The 23,106-nt window shown below is 70.9% G+C and carries 24 protein-coding genes; 10 read left to right on the top strand and 14 right to left on the bottom strand.

Features of this window, described 5'->3' with window-relative positions:
- Window positions 1-121 precede the first annotated feature (121 nt).
- A complete protein-coding gene (locus tag IU476_RS34350; protein WP_195106503.1) occupies window positions 122-496 on the bottom strand; it encodes an ArsR/SmtB family transcription factor in 375 nt (124 codons plus the stop codon).
- 90 nt (window positions 497-586) lie between these two features.
- Between IU476_RS34350 and IU476_RS34345 the strand changes: the two genes are divergently transcribed.
- From IU476_RS34345 to IU476_RS34335, 3 genes are read left to right on the top strand one after another with little or no spacing between them, the layout of a single operon-like run.
- Window positions 587-1,777: an MFS transporter gene (locus IU476_RS34345; protein ID WP_195106502.1), complete on the top strand. Its 1,191-nt coding sequence runs from the start codon at window positions 587-589 to the stop codon at window positions 1,775-1,777.
- A gap of 51 nt (window positions 1,778-1,828) precedes the next feature.
- Window positions 1,829-2,701 carry an LLM class F420-dependent oxidoreductase gene (locus IU476_RS34340; RefSeq protein WP_195106515.1) on the top strand — a complete coding sequence of 291 codons (873 nt, stop codon included), beginning with the start codon at window positions 1,829-1,831 and terminating at the stop codon, window positions 2,699-2,701.
- A gap of 47 nt (window positions 2,702-2,748) precedes the next feature.
- Entirely contained in the window at window positions 2,749-3,918 is a 1,170-nt protein-coding gene (locus IU476_RS34335; protein WP_195106501.1) for a permease, read from the top strand.
- Between the two features lie 12 nt (window positions 3,919-3,930).
- Here IU476_RS34335 and IU476_RS34330 read toward each other — a convergent pair whose 3' ends face one another.
- Window positions 3,931-4,644, bottom strand: a complete 714-nt coding sequence (locus IU476_RS34330; protein ID WP_195106500.1) for a TIGR04282 family arsenosugar biosynthesis glycosyltransferase — start codon at window positions 4,642-4,644, stop codon at window positions 3,931-3,933.
- Window positions 4,641-5,306 (bottom strand): glycosyltransferase family 2 protein, encoded by a 666-nt coding sequence (locus IU476_RS34325; RefSeq protein WP_195106499.1) that lies wholly within the window; start codon window positions 5,304-5,306, stop codon window positions 4,641-4,643. The genes IU476_RS34330 and IU476_RS34325 overlap by 4 nt, the downstream gene beginning before the upstream one ends.
- A gap of 126 nt (window positions 5,307-5,432) precedes the next feature.
- Here IU476_RS34325 and IU476_RS34320 point away from each other — a divergent pair, with 126 nt between their 5' ends.
- The 3 genes from IU476_RS34320 to IU476_RS34310 are packed head-to-tail and all read left to right on the top strand — an operon-like array spanning window position 5,433 to window position 8,522.
- The gene (locus IU476_RS34320; protein WP_195106498.1) at window positions 5,433-6,803 is read left to right on the top strand and encodes a hypothetical protein; all 1,371 of its coding nucleotides are present in this window, start codon (window positions 5,433-5,435) and stop codon (window positions 6,801-6,803) included.
- Between the two features lie 5 nt (window positions 6,804-6,808).
- Window positions 6,809-7,501 carry a response regulator transcription factor gene (locus IU476_RS34315; protein WP_195106497.1) on the top strand — a complete coding sequence of 231 codons (693 nt, stop codon included), beginning with the start codon at window positions 6,809-6,811 and terminating at the stop codon, window positions 7,499-7,501.
- A complete protein-coding gene (locus IU476_RS34310) occupies window positions 7,491-8,522 on the top strand; it encodes a sensor histidine kinase (protein ID WP_195106496.1) in 1,032 nt (343 codons plus the stop codon). The genes IU476_RS34315 and IU476_RS34310 overlap by 11 nt, the downstream gene beginning before the upstream one ends.
- 13 nt (window positions 8,523-8,535) lie before the next feature.
- Here IU476_RS34310 and IU476_RS34305 read toward each other — a convergent pair whose 3' ends face one another.
- Window positions 8,536-9,597, bottom strand: a complete 1,062-nt coding sequence (locus IU476_RS34305; protein ID WP_195106495.1) for an NAD-dependent epimerase/dehydratase family protein — start codon at window positions 9,595-9,597, stop codon at window positions 8,536-8,538.
- 105 nt (window positions 9,598-9,702) lie between these two features.
- Window positions 9,703-10,320: a TetR/AcrR family transcriptional regulator gene (locus tag IU476_RS34300; RefSeq protein ID WP_195106494.1), complete on the bottom strand. Its 618-nt coding sequence runs from the start codon at window positions 10,318-10,320 to the stop codon at window positions 9,703-9,705.
- Window positions 10,321-10,508: 188 nt separating this feature from the next.
- Here IU476_RS34300 and IU476_RS37200 point away from each other — a divergent pair, with 188 nt between their 5' ends.
- Window positions 10,509-11,414 carry a quinone oxidoreductase family protein gene (locus IU476_RS37200; protein WP_195106493.1) on the top strand — a complete coding sequence of 302 codons (906 nt, stop codon included), beginning with the start codon at window positions 10,509-10,511 and terminating at the stop codon, window positions 11,412-11,414.
- A gap of 5 nt (window positions 11,415-11,419) precedes the next feature.
- Here IU476_RS37200 and IU476_RS34290 read toward each other — a convergent pair whose 3' ends face one another.
- The 7 genes from IU476_RS34290 to IU476_RS34260 form a co-directional block, all read right to left on the bottom strand.
- On the bottom strand, window positions 11,420-11,821 hold the full coding sequence (locus IU476_RS34290; RefSeq protein ID WP_195106492.1) for a PaaI family thioesterase: 402 nt from the start codon (window positions 11,819-11,821) through the stop codon (window positions 11,420-11,422).
- A 60-nt stretch (window positions 11,822-11,881) separates the two neighbouring features.
- Window positions 11,882-12,553, bottom strand: a complete 672-nt coding sequence (locus tag IU476_RS34285) for a hypothetical protein (RefSeq protein WP_195106491.1) — start codon at window positions 12,551-12,553, stop codon at window positions 11,882-11,884.
- Window positions 12,554-12,648: 95 nt separating this feature from the next.
- Window positions 12,649-13,398: an SDR family oxidoreductase gene (locus tag IU476_RS34280; RefSeq protein ID WP_195106490.1), complete on the bottom strand. Its 750-nt coding sequence runs from the start codon at window positions 13,396-13,398 to the stop codon at window positions 12,649-12,651.
- Between the two features lie 40 nt (window positions 13,399-13,438).
- Window positions 13,439-13,669, bottom strand: coding sequence for a DUF397 domain-containing protein (locus IU476_RS34275; protein ID WP_195106489.1), 231 nt, complete (start codon window positions 13,667-13,669; stop codon window positions 13,439-13,441).
- Between the two features lie 507 nt (window positions 13,670-14,176).
- Entirely contained in the window at window positions 14,177-15,295 is a 1,119-nt protein-coding gene (galK, locus tag IU476_RS34270; RefSeq protein WP_195106488.1) for a galactokinase, read from the bottom strand.
- Window positions 15,292-16,362, bottom strand: coding sequence for a galactose-1-phosphate uridylyltransferase (gene galT / locus IU476_RS34265; RefSeq protein WP_195106514.1), 1,071 nt, complete (start codon window positions 16,360-16,362; stop codon window positions 15,292-15,294). Before galT ends, galK begins: the two co-directional genes overlap by 4 nt.
- A 195-nt stretch (window positions 16,363-16,557) precedes the next feature.
- Window positions 16,558-16,959, bottom strand: coding sequence for an Rv1352/Rv1906c domain-containing protein (locus tag IU476_RS34260; RefSeq protein ID WP_195106487.1), 402 nt, complete (start codon window positions 16,957-16,959; stop codon window positions 16,558-16,560).
- Between the two features lie 215 nt (window positions 16,960-17,174).
- On the opposite strand from IU476_RS34260, the gene IU476_RS34255 reads away from it, so the two are divergent.
- The 3 genes from IU476_RS34255 (at window position 17,175) to IU476_RS34245 (ending at window position 21,115) form a co-directional block, all read left to right on the top strand.
- Window positions 17,175-17,744: a sigma-70 family RNA polymerase sigma factor gene (locus tag IU476_RS34255; RefSeq protein WP_195106486.1), complete on the top strand. Its 570-nt coding sequence runs from the start codon at window positions 17,175-17,177 to the stop codon at window positions 17,742-17,744.
- Window positions 17,745-17,869: 125 nt separating this feature from the next.
- On the top strand, window positions 17,870-19,786 hold the full coding sequence (locus tag IU476_RS37400) for an N-acetylmuramoyl-L-alanine amidase (protein WP_195106485.1): 1,917 nt from the start codon (window positions 17,870-17,872) through the stop codon (window positions 19,784-19,786).
- 165 nt (window positions 19,787-19,951) lie between these two features.
- A complete protein-coding gene (locus IU476_RS34245; protein ID WP_324194554.1) occupies window positions 19,952-21,115 on the top strand; it encodes a CobW family GTP-binding protein in 1,164 nt (387 codons plus the stop codon).
- Between the two features lie 5 nt (window positions 21,116-21,120).
- Here IU476_RS34245 and pucL read toward each other — a convergent pair whose 3' ends face one another.
- Window positions 21,121-22,041 carry a factor-independent urate hydroxylase gene (gene pucL / locus IU476_RS34240; protein WP_195106484.1) on the bottom strand — a complete coding sequence of 307 codons (921 nt, stop codon included), beginning with the start codon at window positions 22,039-22,041 and terminating at the stop codon, window positions 21,121-21,123.
- An 81-nt stretch (window positions 22,042-22,122) separates the two neighbouring features.
- Window positions 22,123-23,034: an LLM class F420-dependent oxidoreductase gene (locus IU476_RS34235; RefSeq protein WP_195106483.1), complete on the bottom strand. Its 912-nt coding sequence runs from the start codon at window positions 23,032-23,034 to the stop codon at window positions 22,123-22,125.
- Between the last annotated feature and the right edge of the window lie 72 nt (window positions 23,035-23,106).

Raw genomic sequence — 23,106 nt, 5'->3', positions numbered from 1 at the left:
CTCCCACTGCTTGTCCGTCAGCACCTGGTACCGATCACCGGTCAGTGTCGCCACGGCGACCATAATGCATGACCGGCCCGCTGTTCGGGCTGGTCATGCAAAATCTATTGGGAGACAGGCCCTAGTCCGCCGGGGTCCAGGCGGCGACCAGATCCAGCAGTCCGGGGAAGCGGTCCTCGAGGTCGTCGATGCGAACCTGGCTGCGGCGCTCCAGCCCGTACTGCCGCTGACGCAGGACGCCCGCCTCGCGCAGCGCCCGGAAGTGGTGTGTCAGTGAGGATTTGGGCCGGGGGATGCCGAACCAGCCACACGGGTGATCGAAGGCCTCGGCCTCGAGCAGCAGCGTGCGCACGATACCCATCCGCAGGGGATCGCTGAGCGCGCCCATCACCGTCTCCAACCGGATCTCGGCGGCGGCCGGTTCGGGCAAGGGTTCCGGCGTCCCCGCGGGTTCGGGGTGTCGTGCCCATCGGGTGCGCGTCGCGGTGTCGGCCATGGTCACACTGTACGACTTTTCTCGTAGTGGTGCTACAGTACGACTCCACTCGTACTAATACGAGTTTTCTCGTACTGATTGGGAGGTGGCATGGCTACCGCAACGCTGTCCCGTCCGGCGCCCGCTCGCACCGGGCGCATCTGGCTGGCCGCCTGGCCGGTGTTCGCCGTTTTCGTGCTGTCGAACGCGGCGACCCCGCTCTACCCGCTGTGGCGGGATCGGCTCGGCTTCTCCGCCGGCACCATGACGGTGATCTTCGCGGGCTACATCCTCGGCCTGATCGGCGCGCTGCTGGTCGCGGGTGTGCTGTCGGACCGGATCGGCCGCCGCCCGGTGCTGCTGCCCGGCCTGGCGCTCGCCGTGGCCGCGTGCGCGCTGTTCATGACCGCCGGGTCGGTGCCGACGCTGGTGGCGGCGCGCGTGCTGACCGGCATCGCCGTCGGTGCGACCGTGTCGGCCGGGATGGCCGCCGTGGCCGATGTGGCCGGGCCGCGGCACAGGACGCCGGCCGCGCTGGCCTCGTCCACCGCGATGGTGTTCGGCGCGGGGACCGGTCCGTTGCTCGCGGGCGTGTTCGCGCAGGTGCTGCCCGCGCCGACCGTGCTCGTCTTCGTCGTCGAGGTGGTGCTGCTGCTGTCGGCCGGTGCGGTCGTGGCGGGACTGCCGTCCGCGGGCGCGAGCACGCCGGGGCGGGTTCGGATTCCGACGGTGCCGCGGGACAACCGCCGTCAGCTGGCGGCGGGGATCGCGGTCTTCGCGCCGGGCCTCACCGCCACCTCGTTCGTGCTCTCGCTCGGCCCCGCGCTGCTGGTCGAACTGCTGGGGACCGGCAACCGGATCGTCCCGGGCGCGATGGCGTTCGCGATGTTCGCCACCGCGACCGCGGCCCAGTTCGCGGCGCGGCCGCTGACCGCCCGCTCGGCGCTGGCGACCGGCGCGGCGTCGACGGTCGCCGCCATGCTCGCGCTGGGTATCGCCCTGGCCGCCGACTCCGCGGCGGCACTGCTCGCGGCCGCCGTGCTGGCGGGTGCGGGCCAGGGCCTGGGGCAGCTGGGCGGGCTGACCCTGCTGTTCCACGCGGTGCCCGACGCGCGGCGCGCCGAGGCCAACTCGGCGCTGAACATCGGCGCCTATCTCCCGGCGGCGGTGCTGCCCACGGTGGCCGGCTACCTCGCCGACGGCATCGGAATGCGCTGGAGCGCCGGTCTTTTCGCACTGTTGCTGGGTGTGCTGGCCCTGGCGGGAGCCGCCCTCGCGCGCCGGGGGACTAGGCTGGCCTGAGCGCGGGGCGCGCGCCCCGTGACCAGCCGTCCCACCGCGCCGGAGGATGTCATGGATCTGAGCCTGCACTACTGGAACTTCTCTACTCCGTCGGACCCGGCGCAGCTCGCCGGAGCGCTCGGGCGCAGCGCGCGCATCGCCGAGGAGGCCGGGTTCACCGAGTTCACGGTGATGGACCACTACTTCCAGATGGAGCACCGCGGCACCGCCGACGAGCCCATGCTGGAGGGGTACACCACGCTCGGCTACATCGCCGCCCTGACCACGCGGATGCGGCTGTCGATGCTGGTCACCGGCGTGATGTACCGGCACCCGGGCCTGCTCGCGAAGATCGTCACCACCCTCGACGTGCTGTCCGGGGGCCGGGCGCAGCTGGGTATCGGCGCGTCCTGGTACGAGCGGGAACAGCGCGGCCTCGGCGTCCCGCTGGTGCCGATGGCCGAACGCTTCGAACGCCTCGAGGAGACGCTGCGGATCTGCCTGCAGATGTGGAGCGCGGACAACGGCCCCTACAAGGGCGAGCACTACCAGCTCGAGGAGACGCTGTGCGTGCCCGCCCCGCTGAGCCGGCCGCGCCCGCCGATCCTCGTCGGCGGCGGTGGCGAGCAGAAGACGCTGCGGCTGGTGGCGCGCTACGCCGACGCCTGCAACCTGTTCGCCTCCACCCCCGAGGACGTCGCCCACAAGCTGGACGTGCTGCGCCGTCACTGCGACAGCGAGGGCCGCGACTACGACGCGATCCGCAAGACCGCCGTCTACCTGGGCCCCGTCGCCGACGATCCCGACGGCTTCCTCGCCGCGGCGGAAAGCTATGCGGCCCTGGGCATCACACAGTTCGACGTGATGCCGGACGGTGACCCGGTGGCCTACACCGAACGGGTGGCGGCGCTGGTGCCGAGACTGGCCGAGGTGTCCGCGGGATAGCCGCGCGGCCGCACCGTTCCCGACCCAGGGGGTGAACGGAGGACGCAGTGCACGCGATCGTCCACGCCTTGGCGCTGGCCGGGTCGATGACCTGGGAGATCCTCTGGGCGTTGATCCTCGGCTTCGCGCTGTCGGCCGTCGTGCAGGCGGTGGTGCGGCGGTCCACGATCGTGCGGGTGCTCGGCGACGACCGCCCGCGCACGCTGGCCGTCGCGTCGGTGCTGGGCGCGGCCTCCTCGTCGTGTTCGTACGCGGCGGTCGCGCTGGCCCGCTCGCTGTTCCGCAAGGGCGCGAACTTCACCGCCGCGATGGCGTTCGAGATCGGGTCCACCAATCTGGTCGTCGAACTGGGCATCATCCTGGCGCTGTTGCTGGGCTGGCAGTTCACCGCGGCCGAGTTCGTCGGCGGGCCGATCATGATCGTGCTGGTCGCGGTGCTGTTCCGGTTGTTCGTGCGGTCCCGGCTGATCGACGCGGCCCGCCGCCAGGCCGACCGCGGCCTGGCCGGGTCGATGGAAGGCCATGCGGCGATGGACATGTCGGTCACCGGGTCGGGCTCGTTCGTGCGGCGGCTGCTGTCACCGCGCGGGTTCACCGCGGTGTCGCACGTGTTCGTGATGGAGTGGGCCGCGATTCTGCGCGACCTCGTCCTCGGCCTGCTCGTCGCGGGGGCCATCGGCGCCTGGGTGCCGGATGCGTTCTGGCAGCACTTCTTTCTGACCGATCACCCGGTGCTCTCGGCGATCTGGGGTCCGCTGGTGGGTCCACTGGTGGCCATCCTGGCGTTCGTGTGCTCGATCGGCAACGTGCCGCTGGCGGCGGTGCTGTGGAACGGCGGCATCAGCTTCGGCGGCGTCACCGCCTTCCTCTTCGCCGACCTGCTGATCCTCCCGATTCTCAACATCTACCGCAAGTACTATGGCACCCGCATGATGCTGACCCTCCTCGGCACCTTCTACGCCGCCATGGTCGGCGCGGGCTACCTGGTCGAAATCCTTTTCGGCACAGCGGGTCTCATCCCGACGCAGCGCAACGCCATGGTGATGGCGGAGGGCATCCGGTGGAACTACACCACGTGGCTGAACCTGGTCTTCCTGCTGGTCGCCGCCGTGCTCGTGATCCGGTTCGCGCGCACCGGGGGGCTGCCCATGCTGCGCATGATGGGCGGATCGCCGCAGGCCGAGCACGAACACCACGCGTCCCCCGACGAGGCGTGACCGAGCGCGACGCTAGCCGCGCCGCGCGCCCAGCGCGGGCATCCCGTCCCGCTCCGGGGCATCGCCCGCGTAGATCCGGGCGAAGGCGTGCGAGAAGTAGCCGCGGCATTCCCCGGCCACCGCGATGGCGTCGGCGACCGTGTCGACGTCGGACAGGGTCGGCAGGCGGCGGATCCGGCAACCGCACTCGCGCAACGCCTTTCGGGTTCGTTCGCCGGTGCTGCCGGTCGACATCGGGACTTCGGTCAGCACGCGCGCGGGACCCGGGTCGGTCAGGCCCAGCGCCCACCAGCCGCCGTCGGTGGCGGCGCCGAGGACCGTGTCGCCGCAGTCCAGCAGCCCGTTGGCGGCGGCGGCCAGCACCGCCGGACCCGCCTGCGGAGTGTCCATACCGATCTGGAGGACGGGCCGGCCCGGTGCGGCCGCGTCGTGATGGGCGTTGGCCAGCCGGTGGCCGAAGCTGTCCCCGCGCTGCGGAACGAGGGTGAACCCGGCGAGTTCGGCGGCCAGTTCCTCGGCCCGCTCCGCCCGCTCCAGCTCACCGGTCCAGGCGACGACCCGATGCCGAATACCGCTGTGGCGGACCGCGGTCAGCGTGTCCAGCAGGGCCGCGGCGGCGAGCTGTGCCGCCTCGCGCGGCGAGAACGGCGGTGTGAGACGGGTTTTGGCGAAGCCCGCGATCGGCGCCTTCGCGATCACCAGGGCCGTGGCGTCGATGCCGCTCATCGCACACTCCAGAAGTCGCGGACGGCCCGCGCGGTGCCGCGCACCGAGCCCGACACCTTGGACACGCCGTGGGTGCGCGGCCGATAACTGATGTCGCGCTCCACGATTCGCCACCGCGCGCGGGCCGCGCCGATCAGCAGCGCGAGCGGATACCCCGACCGCGGATGCAGCGGTCCCAGCGCGAGCAGCCGGTCCCGGCGGGCGACCCGCATCGCCGCGATGTCGTGCACCGCCAGCCCGTGCCGCCGCCGCAGCAGCGCGGCGATCAGCATGTTGCCGAGCCGGGCGTGCCAGGGCCAGGCACCCGATTCGACCGGCCGCCGTCGGCCGACCACCATGTCGACGTCCGTATCCAGCTCGGCCAGCAGTTCCGGCAACTCTCGGGCGTCCATGGAACCGTCGCCGTCGAGCACCGCGACCACGGGTGTGCGCGCGGCGCACACGCCCGCGTGCACGGCCGCGCCGTACCCCGGATTCGGCTCGCCGACCACCGTCGCGCCGGCGGCGCGCGCCACCGCGGCGGTGCCGTCGGTGGAGGCGTTGTCGACCACGATCACTCGATAACCGGGCGGCATCGCGGCCAGCACGGCGGGCAACGCCCCGGCTTCGTTGTGGCACGGAATCACCACGGTGATATCGCGTGCGCTGCGTGTATCGGTCACAGCTGGAACCGTATGCCGGTCGGGCGCGTTCGGGGCCCAGCGAACCGGTGACAAAACTGTGACGGCCGCGGCCGCACCCGCCGTTTCGGGCGGATTCGCCCGGTCCCGCGGCCTAGGGTGAACGCTGTGCAGGCGACCCAGCTTCGCGTCCGGCGGCGCGTCACCCCCCGGTCCAATCTGCTGTGCGCCGCGGCGGCCGCCGTTCTCGTCGCGGCGGCCTTCGTGGTTCCGCGAATGCACAGCGAACAGTGGCGGCGGAACGTGTACGCGGCCGCGGCGCCGATCTTCGGTGGCTGGCTGCCGCATGTCGGCTGGGGGACCGGTCCCGCGATCGCGGTCGCGGCGCTGGTGATCGTGGCGGGTCCGGCCGCCGCCCACCGGCTGTCGTGGCGGCGGCTGCTGGCGGCGACCTGGGCGACCGCCGTGGTGTGGGCGTTCGCGCTGGCGATGGTCGACGGCTGGCAGCGCGGCTTCGCCGGCCGGCTGACGAGCGGCCACGAATACCTACACGAAGTGGGCGGGGTCGGTGACATCGGGGCGATGCTGCGCGGATTCGCGGGCCGCATCCTGGACTTCCAGCCGGATTCGTGGACCACGCACGTCTCGGGGCATCCGCCCGGCGCGCTGCTCGTGTTCGTGTGGCTGGATCGGATCGGGCTCGGCGGCGGCGCGTGGGCGGCGGCGGTGTGCGTGCTGGTCGGTTGCAGTGCGGCCGTGGCGGTTCCGGTCGCGGTGAACGCGCTGGGCGCGCCCGATCGGGCCCGGGCCGCCGCGCCGTTCCTGGCCCTCGCGCCGGCGGCGATCTGGATCGCCGTGTCCGCGGACGCGTTCTTCGCCGGGGTCACGGCGTGGGCGGTGGCGCTGCTGGCGATCGCGACCCGGTCGCGTCCAGGGTGGCCGCTCGTCGCGGGGCTGTCGGGTCTGCTGTTCGGCTTCGGCCTGTATCTGAACTACGGCCTGGTGCTGATGGCGATCCCGGCGGCGGCGGTCGTCGCGGCGCGCGGCCTCCGCCCGGTGCTCCCGGCGCTGGCGGGTGTCGCCGTGGTGGTCGTGGCCTTCACCGCGAACGGGTTCTGGTGGTTCGAGGGGTATCACCTTGTCGTGCAACGGTATTACCAGGGCATCGCGAGCGAGCGGCCGTATTCCTACTGGGTGTGGGGCAATCTGGCGGCGACGGTGTGCGCGGTGGGGTTGGCGACCGCGGCGGCCGCGCCCCGCGCCGTCCGCGCGTTGATCCCGGAATCGCCTGTCGGTCTTCGTCATTGGCGCGAGACCGTCGACCCCGCCGCCCTGCTGGCCGCCGCCGGGCTCGCCGCGATCGTGGCCGCCGACCTCAGCGGGCTGAGCAAGGCGGAGACCGAACGCATCTGGCTGCCCTTCGACGTGTGGCTGCTCGCCGCCACGGCCCTGCTGCCCGCCCGCTCGGCGCGCCCGTGGCTGATCGTCCAAGCCGTGGCGACGCTGCTGCTCGCCCATCTGCTCCTCACGAATTGGTAAGTCGCATGCGCATTCTGGTGGCCGACGACGACGCGGTGGTGCGCGAGGTGGTGCGGCGCTACCTCGAACGCGACGGGCTCACCGTCGTGGAGACCGCCGACGGGCCCGCGACCGCCGCGGTCCTCGCCCGCGACGACATCGACCTGGCGATCCTGGACGTGATGATGCCGCCGCCCGACGGCATCGAACTGTGCCGCTCGGTGCGCGCCGGCGCGCACCCCGACATGCCGATCATCCTGCTCACGGCGCTCGGCGAGGAGGAGGACCGGGTGCTGGGCCTGCGCTCGGGCGCCGACGACTACCTCGTGAAGCCGTTCAGTCCACGCGAACTCGCCCTGCGGGTGGCGTCGGTGCTGCGACGGGCGCATCGGCCGCCGCCCCGCGACGACCGGGTGCTGCGCAGCGGCGCGCTCGAGCTGCGCCCGGGCGCGCAGTCGGTGCTAGTCGACGGCCGCCGGGTGGATCTGACCGCCCGCGAATTCGATCTGCTGGCCTTCCTGCTCGCCCACCCGCAGCGGGTGTTCGGCCGCACCGAACTGCTCGAACGCGTCTGGGGCTGGACCTTCGGCGACCAGTCCACCGTGACCGTGCACATCAAGAGGCTGCGTGCGAAACTCGGTGCCGCACACCGGATCGAGACCATCTGGGGCCGCGGCTACGCCTGGGATCGACCGGGGGAGGACGACGATGCCGACTGACATGCCTGCCCTCATCGGTTACGCGTTGGCGGGGTCGGTGCCGGTGGTGGCCCTGGGCGCCGTCGCGATCCGGCTGACCCACAACCGCAGCCTGACCACCAGCATGGTGGTGCTGGTGCTGATCCCGACCCTGGCCACCCTGGTCGGCGTGGTGGCGGTGAGCGGCCTCATGTTCACCGACGAACTCCGCCGCATTGGGGTGGTCCTCGGGGTGGTCACCGTCGTGGCGGTGTCCACGGCCATCGTGCTCGGTCGGGTACAGGCCCGGAAGACGGTGTGGGAGAAGGAGATGCTCGAGCAGGAACGCGCCGCCGAGCAGTCCCGGCGGGAGCTGGTGGCATGGGTGAGCCACGACCTGCGCACCCCGCTGGCGGGTATCCGCGCGATGGGGGAGGCGCTGGTCGACGGCGTGGTGGACGATCCGGGCACCGTCGGGCGCTACGCGGAGCGCATCGTGCGCGAGACCCACCGGCTCTCGGCCATGGTCGACGACCTGTTCGAGATGTCGAAGATCAACTCCGGCGCGCTGCGGCTCGAGCTGGAACCGGTGGACCTGCGCGAGCTGATCGACGAGGTGGTCGCGGCCAACCAACCCACCGCCGCCCGCGCCCGCGTGGAACTGGCCGCCCGGCAACCGGATTCGCGCATCATGGTGTCCGGCAGCGACCGCGCCCTGACCCGCGTGCTGACCAACCTGGTCGTCAACGCCGTCGAGCACACCCCGCCCGGCGGCCGCATCGACGTCTCCGCCGGTCGGTCCGCCGACCACGCCTGGGCCCGCGTGGACGACAGCGGCCCCGGCATCGACCCGGCCGACCTGCCCCGCGTCTTCGAGGTCGCCTACCGCGGCACCGCCGCCCGCTCACCCGCCGCCGACACCGGCGGCAACAGCGGCATGGGCCTCGCCATCGCCGCCGGCCTCATCCAGGCCCACGGCGGCGACATCACCGCCCGAAACCGAGAAGTAGGCTGCCGCTTCGAAATCCACCTCCCACTCCTCCCCACCCCCAACCCGGCCTAGCCCTCGCGGGTAGTCAACGCCAGGTTGGGGCGCCGGTGCCGGAGGCGGATCGGAGTGGGGCCGTGGCGAATTCGGTGAGGCCTCGGTCCGGGGGGATCGCGGCGCGGAAGTTCAGGATTTCGGCTGCGCGGTCGGGGCTGGCCACGATGTGGCGGACATCGCCCGGGCGGTACTCGCCGGTGACCACGGGTGCCTTGCCGCCGGCGGCGCGGGCGAGTACTTCCGCGACCGTGCGGATGGCGATCGGGGTGCCCGAGGAGATGTTGAGCGGGACGAAGCCCGGGCGCGGGCGGTCGATCGCGGCGACGTTGGCGGCCGCGATGTCCCGGACGTGGACGAAATCGCGCATCTGGCCGCCGTCTTCGAACACCCGAGGCGCCTCGCCCGCCTCCAGCGCCGACCGGAAGATCGCGGCCACGCCCGAATACGGTGTGTCCCTGGGCATTCCGTCGCCGTACACATTGTGGTACCGCAGCGCGGTGACGGTCCCGCCCGTGGCCGCCGCCCAGGCGCAGGCGTAATTCTCCTGCGCCACTTTGCTGGCCGCGTACAGGCTGCGCGGGCGCAGCGGACTGTCCTCGTCGATCGCCACCCACTCCAGGGGCGCGCCCGTCGCCGGATCGAGATGGTCGAACCGGCCGCTGTCGAGGTCCTCGCGGCGGCGCGGGGGCGGGTCGGCCGTCTCGGCGCGCGCGGTGCGATAGCGCCCTTCGCCGTACACGACCATGGACGACGCCAGCACCAGCCGCCGCACCCCGGCCCGCGCCATCGCCGCCAGCAGCACGGCGGTGCCCAGATCGTTGTGGCTGGCGTAGGCGGGCGCGTCGGCGGCGCTGACCCCGGCCCCGACGACCGCGGCCTGATGGCACACCACCTCCACACCACGCAGCAGCGCGGGGAGCGCGTCGGCATCGCGGACGTCGACGCGGTGCACACCCTCGGGCGGGGCGGCGGTGGGACCGTGCGCGGCGGCGAGCATCACGTCGGCCGACACCACCTCGGCTCCCGCGTCGACCAGGGCGCGATGCACGTGGGCACCGATGAATCCGGCAGCGCCGGTCAGCAGGACTCGCATGGCTCAGGCGGCAATCGCGGTCAGGGGCAGCATGCCCACGATCTTCGCCGTCGACCGCCGGGATCGCGGCGCACCGCGCGGGTGCGTCACGGATCGGTAAGAAATTCAGGCGACCGCATACTCCCCGAGCGCGGGTTCGAGCATGTCGAACACCCGCACGGCCTCCGCGCGCACGGTGGCGGCGATGCGCTTGCGCGCCGTGCCGCGCAGCGTGAGTTCCTGGACCCGCTGGAACAGCAGCCGGTGCGCCGCGCCGAACTGCGCGGCCGCGGCCCGGCGATGGATGTCGTCACCCGGCAGCACCTCGGCGAGCGCCAGCTCACGCAGCTCGTGCAACTCGCGCAGCCGCGCCACGAGGGTGGGGCTGTCGGTGACCATGCGGCAGAAATCCGGCCCCGAGAATCCGGCGAGCGCATCGAAACGCTCTGTCGCGGCAAGGAATTCCCGACGCAACGCGGCCAGCGCGGACTCGCCCGCGGCTCGCGCGGAGACGATGTCGGCGAGCGAGGACACGAACTCGGCGTGGATGTCGAGCGCCAGGTCCTCCTTGCGCGGAAAGTAGTTGGTCACCGTCTTCTTCGCGACCCGGGCGGCGGCGGCCACCTCGGCGAGGGTGGTGGCCTCGAAGCCGCGTGCGATGAACAGGCGGGTGGCGTGGTCGGAGATCGACTGCCGGGTCTCGCGCTTCTTGCTCTCCCGCAGTCCCACTGTCTCGGCGCTCATGACCGGGAATGTTACCACCGTAGTAAATTTCCCCTTGACGCATTTCAGCGTACGAACGTAATCTTACGTCAGTTGTAAGTTTCGAGAGGAGGGCGACATGTTGCCTCGTAACAGCTGCTGACAGCGCGGTGGGCGGAGCCGTTCCGCCCACCCTCCGGTTCACCTCCCGATCCCGAAAGGCATTCGCAGTGCGCAAGATTCGATTCTCCGGCCATCCCGAGTCGGTGGAGCAGCCCCGCCCGGCGGCCGGTCCCGGGCAACTGCTGGTCCGCGCGGAGGTGGTCGGCGTCCACGTCGGCGTGCTGCGAATGCTGCGGTCCGGCGACGCCGCCGATCCGGGCGGCGAGATGGTCGGCACCGTCGTCGCGGTCGGTACCGGGGTCTCCAAAAGCTGGCTGGGCAAGCGGGTCGGCGGGGTCGTGTTCGAGGGTGTGTACGCCGAATACGTGGTCGCCGCACCGGCTCTGGTGACCGAACTGCCCGCCGGTGTCGACGCCGCCGACGGATTGGCGTTGGTGCGCGGCGGCTTGGTGGCGATGGGCGCGGTCCGTGCCGGACGCTGCGCGAAGGGTGACACCGTGCTGGTCACGGCGGCGGCCAGCGGCAGCGGCCACCTCGCGGTTCAGATCGCGCGGGCGCTGGGCGCGACCCGCGTGGTCGGTGCGGTCGGCTCGCCGGACAAGGCCGAATTCGTCCGGGAGTGCGGCGCGGACGCGGTGGTGGGCTATACCGAGCCGTGGGACGACCGCTTCGACGTGGTCGTCGACGGCGTAGGAGGCGACCTGGTGGGCCGCGGCGTGGCCGCGCTCGCGCCGCACGGCCGGTTCGTGGCCTACAGCGCGGGCGGCGGGACGGTGGAGGTCGGCGGCCTGCTCGCCGACCTCAAGACCGTGACCGGGTTCTCGGTCGGCCTGCTGTCCCGCGCCGAACCCGAGGTGATCGAGTCGTATCGGTCCGAACTGTGGAAGCTACTGGCGGACAACGCCCTTCGGCCGCACCACGAGCTGTTCGCGTTCGACCGGATCACGGAAGCGCTCGACCTGGTGGCGACCCGGCGCAACAAAGGCCGTGTCGCACTTCGCGTCACGCCCTGACGCCCCTACAGCACCGCCTGCGTCTGGGTGACCTTGGCGACGAGTTTGCCCGCGTCGTCGTGGATCTCGGTCTCCACCACGATGAAACTGCGCCCCGCGTGCAGGGCCCGCGCGGTCGCGACGGCATGACCCGAGCGCACGGACCGCAGGAAGTTCGTTTTCGACTCCACGGTCGTCGTGCCTTGCTTGCCCTCGGGCAGATTCAGGAACGCGCACACCGCGCCGGTCGCGTCGGCCAGTGACATCAGCACGCCGCCGTGCAGCACGCCGCCCAGCGTGCACAGGCTCTCGTCCCAGGCCAGCCGGCTGCGCACCACCTCGCGCCCGTGCTCGAGCACCTCCACCCCGAGCCGCTCGGTGAACGGCATGGTCTTGTGAAACAGCTGCGTGCCCTCGGTATCCGTCATGGGGACGAGCATGCCGGGCCGCGGCGGGCAGGTCGATTACCTGCCGGGTAATGGCCGCGGCTATGCGACGGCCGCTGCGGGCCGCAGCCGGGGCAGCCGCCGCGCCCACGCCCGCCGTACCAGCGCCACGACCAGCACGATCGGCCCGAACAGCGGCGGCGCGCCGACCACCACGCCCAGCACGAGGTCGGTGAGCGGTCCGGCGACGGCCAGATTCATCAGCCACGCCGGCGCATTGTGCAACCGCGGCCCGCGCTCACCGAAAGACGTTCGGCCCCAGGGCTTCACGAACGACACCCAGGCCTGGAACGCGAGCCCCGCGCCCATCACCACCGCACCGGCGAGGGCGATCGCGACCGGCCCGCGCCGTCCGGCGTCGGCGGCCGTGACGATCTCGGGCATGCGCGGGCTGAGCACCGCGATGCCCACGGCCAGTTGCCCCAGCGTGAGCACGAATTTCGCGGTCACCCACCGCCGCTGGAAGTACCCGAAGCTCGTGCACGCCGCCAGCAGGAAGCCGGTCACCGCGGCGGCATTGGCCGCGGGCACCAGCACCGCGCGATCGAGCAGATCGGCGGCGTGCGCGGGTCCGGACTTCCCGAGGCCCGGTGGGCTCACCGTGCCGGTCGCCAGGAGTACACCCAGCGCCACCGCCATACTCGCCCATCCGACCGAGGTCACCACGTGCAGCCATACCAGCGACTGCCGGGCCCGTCGACTCGACAACACCATGCCGCCATCGTCGCGCCGAAACCGTTCCCGCACATCCGGGTACAACCCTGAAACTCACACGGGACCACCCTGAATCCGCCGGCTCGGCGGCCCGCTCAGCTCAGCCGCGCGACGAGGGTCCGGGGGAGCAGTGGCATCACGAGATTCACGGCGCGCCAAGGCCATTGCGGAACGCAGGCGCGCACGGTCTCGTGTTCGATGGCGGCGACCATCGATGCGACGCCCCGCTCGAGCGGCACCACCAGGGTGGCGTCACCGGCGCGGGCGGCCATGTCGGTGGCGATGAAGCCCGGCTGCACCGTGGTGACGGCGATCGGGCTGTTGCGGAATTCGGTCGCCAGGCCCTCGCCGAGTGCGGTCAGGCCGGCCTTGCTCGCGGCGTAGGCGGCCTTCTTGCCCGGCAGTCCGCGCACGGCGCTCATCGAGGAAATGAGGACGAGGTGTCCGGAGTTCTGCTCCCGGAAGATCTGCAGCGCCGCTTCGGCTTGGGCCAGCGCGCTGACGAGATTCGTTGTCGCGGTAGCGATATTGGCGTCGGCACGGCCCGATCCGATCGGCGCGCCCTTACCCAGTCCCGCGTTGACGATTACTCGGTCCAGGCCGCCGAGTTCATCGCGCAGCGCGGCGAAAACCTCGGGTATCGCGTCGTGTTCGTCGACATTCAGCCCGCGCACCGCGACCGTGATGCCGGGATGGGCGGCCAGCAATTCGGTGCGTAACTGTTCGAGATTGTCGACCCGGCGCGCGCACAGCGCGACGTCTCGCCCGCGTCGTGCGAATTCGCGAGCCATGCCCGCGCCGAGTCCCGAGCTCGCGCCCGTGATGAGAATCTTGCGCCTGGTCATGCGCCCACCCTAGTGGGGTGGGCGCATGCCGGGCCCGCGGTCAGATGAGATCGTCGAATTCGCCGGCGCTGCAACCGCGGATCCACGCGGACAGCTCGGCACGGGTGAAGATGAGGGCTCCGTCCTCGGGGCGATTGCTGTTGCGCACGGCCACCGTGGTGTCGGGCAGCGGGGCGCATTCGACGCAGTTGCCGTCGGGTCCGCTGAAACTCGACTTGCGCCAGCTGTCTGCGGGCAGCGCGGCGAGCTGGGCGGCGTCCGATCTGGTCATGACTTCCTCCAGGACATGGGTTTCGATGGGTCGGCGACATTGCCATGCGGCGGAGGCCGGTAATCAGTGTTGTGGCGGCCTCGATCCCCCGGGCGCGGTGCGCCCTGGAATGAGTAACCATTGGCAGCCGCGCTAATCCCGTCACTACGGTACTTACCGCCTACCGATAGCTGTAGTGCATTCGCCGAATTCGCAGGTTCATGACGAGGCAGGTAGGGGTGTGTTTAGGGGTATTTGCCGGAGTTCAACCCCGTTGTTTCGGTCGGCGCGGTTCGGCCCGGCCGCGCGCGGCGCTTCGATCATGACGTCGGAGCTGCATAGATGCTGTTCACGGCCATCGACGCCCGCTGTGCGCGAACGGTTTGCGAGCGCGGATGCATGTGCATGTGTGGTTGCACCTGCGCGTGCACGTTTTTCTCCGGAATTCGCTGGATTCGCAAGAAAACCCGCTTGTCGCGATACAAAATGTGGTCGCGAGATTTCGGGAAACGATGCGAATTCGCTTCGTCAGGACACCCGATGTGCCCCGGCGGAAGGCACCGCGACAAAGGTGCGCGGCGCGGCGAAACCCGCGTCGCGGAAACGCTGCTCGACCGCCCGGGCGGTTTGCTCCGTGCGGTCGGCCGCGGTGAGCGCGATGATGCTGCCGCCGAATCCGCCGCCCACCATGCGCGCTCCGTACGCGCCCGCCGACAGCGCGGCCTCGACCGCGGCGTCCAGTTGCGGCGTGGAGATCTCGAAATCGTCGCGCAGCGAGGCGTGCCCGGCGGTGAGAATCGGCCCGATCGCGCGCGGGTCCCCGCCCCTGCGCAGCGCCTCGACCACCGCCAGCACCCGGGCGTTGTCGGAGACGATGTGGCGCGCGCGCCGGCGCAGTACCGGGTCGGTGAGCCGGTCCACGTCGGTCACGTCGGTGATCTCGCGCAGGCTGCGCACGCCGAGCCCGGCCGCGGCCTGCTCGCATTCGGTGCGTCGGCGGCCGTACCCGCCGTCGGACAATTGGTGCGGGGTGTTGGTGTCGACCACCAGCAATGCCAACCCGGCCGCGGCCAGGTCGAACGGAACCTGCGCGTGCTCGCCCTTGCCGAAGTCGAGGAACAGCGCGTGCCCGGCGGTGCACAGCACCGACGCGGACTGGTCCAGGGTGCCGGTGGCCGCACCGACGTAGGAGTTCTCCGCCGCCCGGCCGATATCGATGAGTTCGGCGTCGGTGACCGGCAGTTCGAACAGATCGCGCAGCGCGATCGCGACCGCGCACTCCACCGCCGCCGAGGACGACAGCCCCGCCCCGACCGGCACGGTGCCGTCCAATTCCACTGCCACGCCCGGGATTTCGTGCCCGCGCCGCACGTATTCGTGCACCACGCCGAGCGGGTAGCGGGCCCAGCCGGTGACCTGGGAATCCGCCAGCGCGTCCAGCGGTTCGGTCGCCGTCTCGCCGGGATGCTGGCGGGAACTCACCCGCACCCGGCCGTCGGTCGTGCCGCGTGCCGCGCAGGTGACCGTCTGCGGCAGGGCGATCGGCAGGGCGTAGCCGTCGTTGTAGTCGGTGTGCTCGCCGATGATGTTGACCCGCCCGGGTGCGGCCCACACCCCTTGTCGCACAGGCGATTCGCCGCCGGTCATCGCACCTCCCGCAGTTCGGCCGCCACCGTCTCCGGGGTGGTGTCGCTGATGAACACGTTCATCCCGGACTCCGAGCCGGCCAGATACTTCAGCTTCCCGGCGGCCCGGCGGATCGAGAAGAGCTGCAGGTGCAGCCACCAATCCTCGCGGGGCGCACCGGATTTCGGCGTCGGCGCCTGGTTCCAGGCCGCGATGTAGGGCATGGGGGTGTCGAATCGGGCGGCGAAGCGGTGCAGCACATCGAGATACAGCGTCGCGAAACCGTCGCGCTGTGCCTCGTCGAGATCGGGAATGTCGGCGACTCGCCGGTGCGGGTACAGCTGCACCTCGTAGGGCCAGCGCGCGAACGGCGGGACGAAGGCCGTCCACTCCTCGTTGGCGGCCACCACCCGCAGCGTCGCGGCCCGCTCGGCGGCCAGCAGATCACCGAACAGGTTGCCGCCGTGGGACTTCCGGTAGCGCGCCACATTCTCGGTGATCTTGGCGACGCGCGGCGTGACGAACGGGTAGGCGTAGATCTGGCCGTGCGGGTGCGACAGTGTCACCCCGATCTCCTCGCCGTGATTCTCGAAGCAGAACACCTGCCCGACGCCGTCGAGTTCGGCGAGTTCGGCGCTGCGCTGCGCCCACACGTCCAGCACCAGGCGGGCCCGCTCCGGCGGGAGCTGGGCGAACGACGAATCGTGCGCGCTGGTGAAGCACACCACCTCGCAGCGGCCGTACCCGTCGCGCAGCGGGGTGAGCGGCGACCCCGTCACGACGTCGGGCAGCTCGGTGTGGTCGGTCGACAGCGAGGGGAAGCGATTCTCGAAAACCGCGACCTGGTAATCGGATTCGGGGATCTCGGTGGCTCGCTCGGGCGTCGACGGGCACAGCGGGCACAGGTCGGCCGGCGGCAGGAAGGTGCGGGTCTGGCGGTGCGAGGCGATGACCACCCACTCGCCCAGCAGCGGGTCGAAGCGACGCTGCGAGTGGGTGTGGGTCCGCGGCAGATCGCGGGTGTCGGTCGCGGTGCGCGGCACGCCCGGATCGGCGTCGAAGTAGAGGATCTCCCTGCCGTCGGCCAGTGTCCGCCGGGTCGTGATCACCGGTCCGCCCGCCGCGGGGCCGGGGTGGGCGTGCGGTCGGGTGGCAGCGGTGCCATGACAACCTCCGATGGGTGCGCGACAGACTCAGCCGGACAGTACACCGGGCAATTGTGAGCGCTCACATCGGGTGTCGCGAAGACCGCGGCACCGCGCGTCGCGGGGTGCCGCGGTCGGTCAGAACTCGCTGCCGAACAACCCGCCCGGACCGTAGGAGCCGGTGGGCGGCGGTGCGGGCACCATCACCCAAGCCCCGCAATTGACGGCCTGGAAGGCGACGTCGCCCGGCTTGATCAGCACCCGGACCGGGGTCACGCGGGTGAGATCGCTGGCGATGATGAACTGGTTGGGATCGGCATCGCCCGCATCGGGCACCTTGCGCAGGCGCTGCCAGTAGCAGGCGTGGTCCGGGTCGGAGGACCCGGGCGCCTGGTAGATGCCGGGCTGGATGTCCACACCCACCCGGTACAGCCCGTCTCCGGGAACACTGGTCGCCGGTTCGGCGGCGGCGGTTCCGGATCCGAGCGCGGTCACCGCGGCGGCCACGGCTCCCGCGATAACAAGCGTGCGTCCACGCACGGCGTTCCTCCTCGAGCTCACGTGCGGGCCGCCGATCGGTCCGGACAGCCCCCGGAAGTTCCCCGTGACTTCCGGGGGTCCGGTCTATCAGAGTTCTACAGACCGATTGGCCGGAATGATGAAAATTGGTGACGTGACACAGCCGCCGCGCGGATTCGTGGAAATTGATGTGCGCGCAGCGATGCCTTCCGCGCGTTTCCCGCGATATTCCAGGCATGAGTGGTCTCCGGTCCGTATCTCCCGACAGCGACACCGCCTGTGGCCCGCGGTGCGCGCGATTGTGTACCCGGGCCGGGCTGGCCGCCGTGCTCGCCGCCGACCAGGGCCTACTGCATTGGCGAGCGATGCGGCGGCTGGGCGATGCCGGCCTGGCCGAACACGCGGTGCAGGACACGCTGCTGCGAGCGTGGCGCGGCTGCCGCACCTACGACCCGGACAAGAGCAGCGTGCGCACCTGGCTGCTGTCCATCGAGCGCAACGTGCTCACCGACCTCGCCCGGATGCGCGCGGTGCGGCCGGCCGAGACGAGCTGGGACGACTTCGAGGAGGTCGCCGACCGGCGCGGGGCGCGGCCGGACTTCACCGATGCGCTGGCCGACGGGCTGCTCGTCTCCGAATTGCTGGCGCGGCTGCCCGATCCGCAGCGACACGCCGTGGTTCAGGTGATTCTGCGCGATCGCGCTTACCAGGATGTTGCTGAAGATCTCGGCGTCCCGGTCGGGACCGTCAAGACACGCGTGCATTACGCACTACGATCACTGCGTCAATTGCCCCGAACCGCGTGAGAGCGGCAGTAACGGTTCGATAACTGTACTTGCTTCATGAGACCTGCGTTGCCAGAGTGAACCACTGGGTTTGGTGTTACTAGTGGGAAGGGAGGGGCGCCCCGCTACGGGTGCGCCGTCCGCACATGAAGCCAAGCATCGTCAAGGCCGGTCTCTGCCTCGCCGTCACGGCCGCGGCCCTCGCTCCATCCGCCGGGATCGTCCCGGCGGTCGCAGTCGCCGCCCCGACGGATCCGGACATGTCGACGAAGCTCGCCGGCAAGACCGTCTTCCTGGATCCGGGGCATCAGGGGTCCGAGCACGCCCAGGACATCAGCCGCCCGGTGAACGACGGCCGCGGCGGCACCAAGGAATGCCAGACCACCGGCATGACCACGCTCAACGGCGTGCCCGAGCACACCATCACCTGGAATGTGTCGCAGCTGGTCAAGCAGTCGCTGGAGGCGATGGGCGCCAAGGTCGTGCTCAGCCGCCAGGACGACACCGGCTGGGGCAGCTGTATCGATGAGCGCGCCGCCGCGGCCAACGACTCCAAGGCCGACGTCGCGATCAGCATCCACGCCGACGGCGCGCCCGCCTCCGAACGCGGTTTCCATTTGATCGTGCCGCAGCTGCCGATCCCCGATCCCGCGGCCCATCTGGTCCAATCGGGTGCGGGACTGGCCGCGACCAGGGTCGTGCGCGACGCCTACCTGCAGGCCGGGTTCCCGGCGGCCACCTACGGCGGCGCGGTCGAGGGCCTGCAAACCCGCGCCGACATCGCCGGCCCCGCATTGACCCACGTCCCGGACGTCTTCCTGGAAATGGGCAACGGAGCCAACCCGGAGGACGCCTCCGCCCTCGAGTCCCGCGAGGGCCAGCTCAAGCACGCGGTAGCCATCGCCACCGGCCTCACCGGCTACCTACTCGGCCTCGGCGGCACACCCCTGCCCTCGGGCTCCGCCGAAGGCCGCACCTCCGCCGAAGTCGATGCGGCACAACCGCTCCCGCCGGCCGACGCACTACACGGCCGAGCGCCGGGCCAAGCCCCACCACCGAACACTTCATCCGAGCCGAGCAATGGCCAGAACGCGTCGGCCCTGCCGAACGCGGCCACTTCCGGTCCCTCGGGGCAGACGAACGCCGATGCGCCTGGCGCACAGGCCAAACCGAACGCCGAAGCGCCTGGTGCGCAGGCACAGCCGAATGCGGTGGTGCCTGGTGCGGCGGGCGTGCCGAAGGCGGAAGCTTCCGGTGCGGCCGGGCAGCCGAATGGCAATGTGCCTGGCGCACAAGGGCAATCGGCTGGGACTCCCGGCGCCGCGGGTCTGCCGAACGCGGCCGGGACCGGGGCGTCGGGGCAGGCTAACGCGGCGGACCCGGGCGCGTCCTCGCTGCCCAATGCCGGGGCTTCGGGCGCGGCGGGATTGCCGAATGCGGAGGCTCCGCGTTCCCCGGCGCCGCCGAATGCCGCTCCCGGTGTGGCGGGGCAGGCGAGTGGTGTGCCCGGTGCTTCGGCGCAGAGCGCGCCGGGGAGTTATACGCCCGGGGTGGCGGAGGGGCAGGGGGCTCCGGCTCCGGGGGCGCCCAATGCGTACAGCACGCCGAACGCGCATACCTCGCCCGACGTTTACGCGCCGGGGCCGGGCACGGGTAACTCCGGGACCGCGCCGCAGTCGTCGCCGGGTGCCGCTACTCCGCAGGGCGCCAATCCTTCCGGCACCCAGCCGGACGCCGACTCGGCGGCCAGCTCCCTCGTCACCACCGCGATGCAACTGCTGGTCCCGCTGGCCCAATCCCTGGGCATGGACGACGCGGCCGTGAACTCGGAGCTGATCAACCTGGCCTACACGCTCGCCGCCACTCTCCTCGGCCCGGGCAGCGCGGGCAACGCCGGAAACACGCCGGACACCCAAACCAGCCCCGGCACCCAAACCAGCCCCGGCACGCAAACAAGCCCCGGCACCCAGAACGCCCCGAACACGCAAGCCACACCGGGCGCACAATCCAAGCCCGCCGCACCGAACGCCCACGGCGTGCGCAACATCCCCGCCACGGGGTAGTACCGACAGCACGACCGGGCGCCCGTCCCACCTGGGACGGGCGCCCGTCTCGTCCTTCGAGCGGCTGCCCGTCCCGTACTCCAGACAGGTGCGGGCGCTGATCGTCGTTGTGGGGGCGGCATCCTGTCTCCGCGGCGACGGGGGAGCACCGCTAACATTTTTCGGGTGCGTGCGGAGGATGAGGTCGGGCGGGTGGATCGGCGCATTCCGGTGCTGATCGTGGCGGGGTATCTGGGGGCCGGGAAGACGACGCTGCTCAATCATCTGTTGCGGCGGCGGGAGGCTCGGATCGGGGTGGTGGTCAACGACTTCGGGGCCGTCAATATCGATGCCTTGCTGGTGGCGGGGCAAGTGGATGCGATGGTGTCGCTGGGGAACGGCTGTGTGTGCTGCGCCGTCGACGTCACCGAACTCGACGGTCTGTTCTCTCGGCTCGCCGAGCCGCGCAACCGCATCGATGTGATCGTGGTGGAGGCCAGCGGTCTGGCCGAGCCGCGCAATCTGATCCGCATGGTGGTGGGCAGCGACAACCCCCGCATCCGCTACGGCGGCCTGGTCGAGGTCGTCGACGCCGAACACTTCGACGACAGCCGCGCCCGGCACCCGGAGCTGGCCACCCACCTGCGGCTCGCCGATCTGGTGGTACTCAACAAGGCCGACCGCGTACCCGCCGACCGGCTGGCTCGGCTGCGCGCGGACATCGGCGAACTGGTGGGCGCGGTGCCGGTCCACGCCACCACGCGCGGCCGCATCGATCCCCGCCTGCTGTTCGACCCGCCGCACTCGGGCGCCGCCCCGGTAGCCGAACAGCTCAGCTTCGACGAACTGCTCGCCGAGGACCACGATCACGACCACGACGACCACCGCCACCTGCACGACGACTACGACAGCGTCTCCTTCACCAGCACCACCGACCTCGACCCGCGCCGCCTGGTCGGCTTCCTGGAGGACCCGCCGCCGGGCCTGTTCCGGGCCAAGGGCTGCACCGCGTTCGGCGTCCGCGACGAACGACGCAAGTTCGTGCTGCACGTGGTCGGCCGGCACGTGGTCTTCGAACCCGCCGCCTGGGAGCGGGGCGAGGACCGCGCGACCCGCCTGGTCCTCATCGGCTCCGGGATGGACACCGACGCCGCCACCGCCCGCCTGCGCGAGACCGTGCACGCCGCACCGGACCCACTCGACGAGCAGGCCATGCTACCCGTCTGGCGCTACGTGCCGCGCGATCTCGAAACCGGCACCGAGCCAAACCTTTTCGAGGACGCCGAGCCCACCGATTTCGGACTCGCCGACGAGCTGACCCCCGACGAATTCGATCACCCCGACGCGTAGCCCCGTCACATCGCGCCGGTGAACGGCTCCCACGCGATTCCCGCGTCGGGAGCGTCCTCGCGCCGCACCGTGGCCTGGATGAGCCCGTAGGGCCGGTCGTCGGCGTGGAACACCTCGCCGGCATTGCCGATGCCGAATCGTTCGAGGTCGTAGGCGAAGTGGTGCCGGTTGGGCGCCGACAACCGGATCTCGGCGAGGCACGGGTACTCGCGCAGCGCCGTGCCGCCCATATCGAACAGCGTCTGCTGCAACGCCTTCGACCGCAGCAGCGCGAACCGCTCGACGAGCACGCCCTTGATTCCCGCGTATGTCGCGTCCCAGTCAGAGGGTGTCGAGGCGAACCGCCACCGAGCCACCAGGCTGGTCGCCATGACGCGGTCGTGCGTGGGCTCCAGCACCGTGAACTCGTCGGTGAGGAAGCCCGCGAACTCCGAACCCGTCGACTTGAGCAGCACCAGATCCTTGATGCCGCCGATCACCCACTCCTGCCGCTCGGAACCCTTGCCCCGCACCGTGATCGACGCGGTGCGCACCTCCGGTCCGCGCCGCGTCCAGGTGTGGTCGTGCGGCCCGCCGCCCGCCTGCGCGCGCTCCCAGGCGTATTCCTCGATCTCGATGCGTGCCGAGTGCACCGGCGCGACATCGTCGACGAAATGCCGCGCCAGCGCCGCGCCGTACTCCTCGATGCTGCCGTCGCCGTGCGTCTTGGCGTACGCGTAGACGGTCTGCTTCTGGGAGTCGGTGGGCAGCACCGTGCCCTGGTCTCCCTCGGTGTGCGCGGGCTCGAAGGACCCGCGCAGGCAGGTGGATACGTTCAGGTCCCGGATCTCGTGGCGGGCGGTGTCGCGGTAGATCCGCACCACCCGGTTCTCGGCCTTGCCGTACTGATGGGGTCCGAGGACGATCTTGCCGGTCGAGTCGCTCATGATCACTCCTCCGTCGTGGGCCCTGCGCCGGTGGCCAGACTACTGCCGCCGGCCGCGGTGATCATGGCGGTCACGCAGGCGTTACAGGCCGCTGATCTCCGGCAGGAGTGCGGCCAGCGCACCCAGCCGCGCCTCGGTCCAGGCCTGCCGCGGCGCCACCATGACGTGATCGACGCCGAGTTCGGCCAGCTCCCGGAGGCGGTCCAGGAACGGCCGGGGATCGGCGGTGGCATCGAACTGCGTGCCGACGGTCTTCTCGATCGCCGCGTAGTCGCGGCCGAGGTCCGCGCAGTGCTTGCGGAGCACGTCGAGTTTCCGGGAGATGTTGTCGCCCAAGCCGATTCCCGGCATGTCCGACAGATTGCAGGCGTCGGCGTACTGCGCGACCAGGCGCAGCGTCTTCTTCTCGCCGCCGCCGGCGACCAGGATCGGCGGATGCGGCCGCTGCACCGACTGCGGTGAGTTGAGCGGGCGCATCATCGTGTAATGCGTGCCGTGGAACGGTGTTTCGTCATCGCTCCACATCCGGTGCGCGATCCGTAGCGTCTCCTCGAGGCGTTCGAACCGCTCGGCCAGCGGCGGGAACGGGATGCCGAGTCCCTCGGCCTCCCATCGGGTGCCGGGCCCCATCGGCTCGGGATCGAACCGTGCTCCCGCGCCGATACCGAAATACATTCGCCCACCGCTGAATACGTCGAGCGAGGTGGCCTGTTTGAGCAGCACCCCGGGATAGCGGTAGGCGACCGAGGTGACCAGGGTGCCGAGCCGGATGCGACGGGTGCGACCGGCGAGGAACGACAGCGTCGTATACGCCTCGGGCAGCGGCGATTCGGTCGGCAGGCCGGTGAGGTGGATCTGGAAGAAGTGGTCCATCACCCACAGGCTGTCGAACCCGGTGTCGTCGGCCTGCTGCGCGAGATCGGAGACGAGAGCCGAGAGGTCGCCGACCGGCACGTCCCAGGAGTAGTCGGTAAAGCAGATACCCAGTTTCATGGCACTTCCCAAAAGTTGTTAGCCAGGCAACGACTCTATCGTTGCCTGGCTAACGAATTCAATGCCTTTACA

Source organism: Nocardia blacklockiae, from assembly GCF_015477355.1.
Taxonomy (GTDB): Bacteria; Actinomycetota; Actinomycetes; order Mycobacteriales; family Mycobacteriaceae; genus Nocardia; species Nocardia blacklockiae.
This window is presented reverse-complemented; position numbering and strand designations above follow the sequence as displayed.

Bases quoted from the DNA above. Each gene is read 5' to 3' on its own strand.
- IU476_RS34300 (WP_195106494.1), bottom strand. From the start codon at position 10,320: ATGAGCGCCGAGACAGTGGGACTGCGGGAGAGCAAGAAGCGCGAGACC.
- IU476_RS34280 (WP_195106490.1), bottom strand. From the start codon at position 13,398: ATGACCAGGCGCAAGATTCTCATCACGGGCGCGAGCTCGGGACTCGGC.
- IU476_RS34235 (WP_195106483.1), bottom strand. From the start codon at position 23,034: ATGAAACTGGGTATCTGCTTTACCGACTACTCCTGGGACGTGCCGGTC.
- IU476_RS34290 (WP_195106492.1), bottom strand. From the start codon at position 11,821: ATGACGGATACCGAGGGCACGCAGCTGTTTCACAAGACCATGCCGTTC.
- IU476_RS34350 (WP_195106503.1), bottom strand. From the start codon at position 496: ATGGCCGACACCGCGACGCGCACCCGATGGGCACGACACCCCGAACCC.
- IU476_RS34340 (WP_195106515.1), top strand. From the start codon at position 1,829: ATGGATCTGAGCCTGCACTACTGGAACTTCTCTACTCCGTCGGACCCG.
- IU476_RS34285 (WP_195106491.1), bottom strand. From the start codon at position 12,553: ATGGTGTTGTCGAGTCGACGGGCCCGGCAGTCGCTGGTATGGCTGCAC.
- pucL (WP_195106484.1), bottom strand. From the start codon at position 22,041: ATGAGCGACTCGACCGGCAAGATCGTCCTCGGACCCCATCAGTACGGC.
- IU476_RS37400 (WP_195106485.1), top strand. From the start codon at position 17,870: ATGAAGCCAAGCATCGTCAAGGCCGGTCTCTGCCTCGCCGTCACGGCC.
- IU476_RS34310 (WP_195106496.1), top strand. From the start codon at position 7,491: ATGCCGACTGACATGCCTGCCCTCATCGGTTACGCGTTGGCGGGGTCG.
- IU476_RS34275 (WP_195106489.1), bottom strand. From the start codon at position 13,669: ATGACCAGATCGGACGCCGCCCAGCTCGCCGCGCTGCCCGCAGACAGC.
- IU476_RS34345 (WP_195106502.1), top strand. From the start codon at position 587: ATGGCTACCGCAACGCTGTCCCGTCCGGCGCCCGCTCGCACCGGGCGC.
- IU476_RS34315 (WP_195106497.1), top strand. From the start codon at position 6,809: ATGCGCATTCTGGTGGCCGACGACGACGCGGTGGTGCGCGAGGTGGTG.
- galK (WP_195106488.1), bottom strand. From the start codon at position 15,295: ATGACCGGCGGCGAATCGCCTGTGCGACAAGGGGTGTGGGCCGCACCC.
- IU476_RS34255 (WP_195106486.1), top strand. From the start codon at position 17,175: ATGAGTGGTCTCCGGTCCGTATCTCCCGACAGCGACACCGCCTGTGGC.
- IU476_RS34330 (WP_195106500.1), bottom strand. From the start codon at position 4,644: ATGAGCGGCATCGACGCCACGGCCCTGGTGATCGCGAAGGCGCCGATC.
- IU476_RS34305 (WP_195106495.1), bottom strand. From the start codon at position 9,597: ATGCGAGTCCTGCTGACCGGCGCTGCCGGATTCATCGGTGCCCACGTG.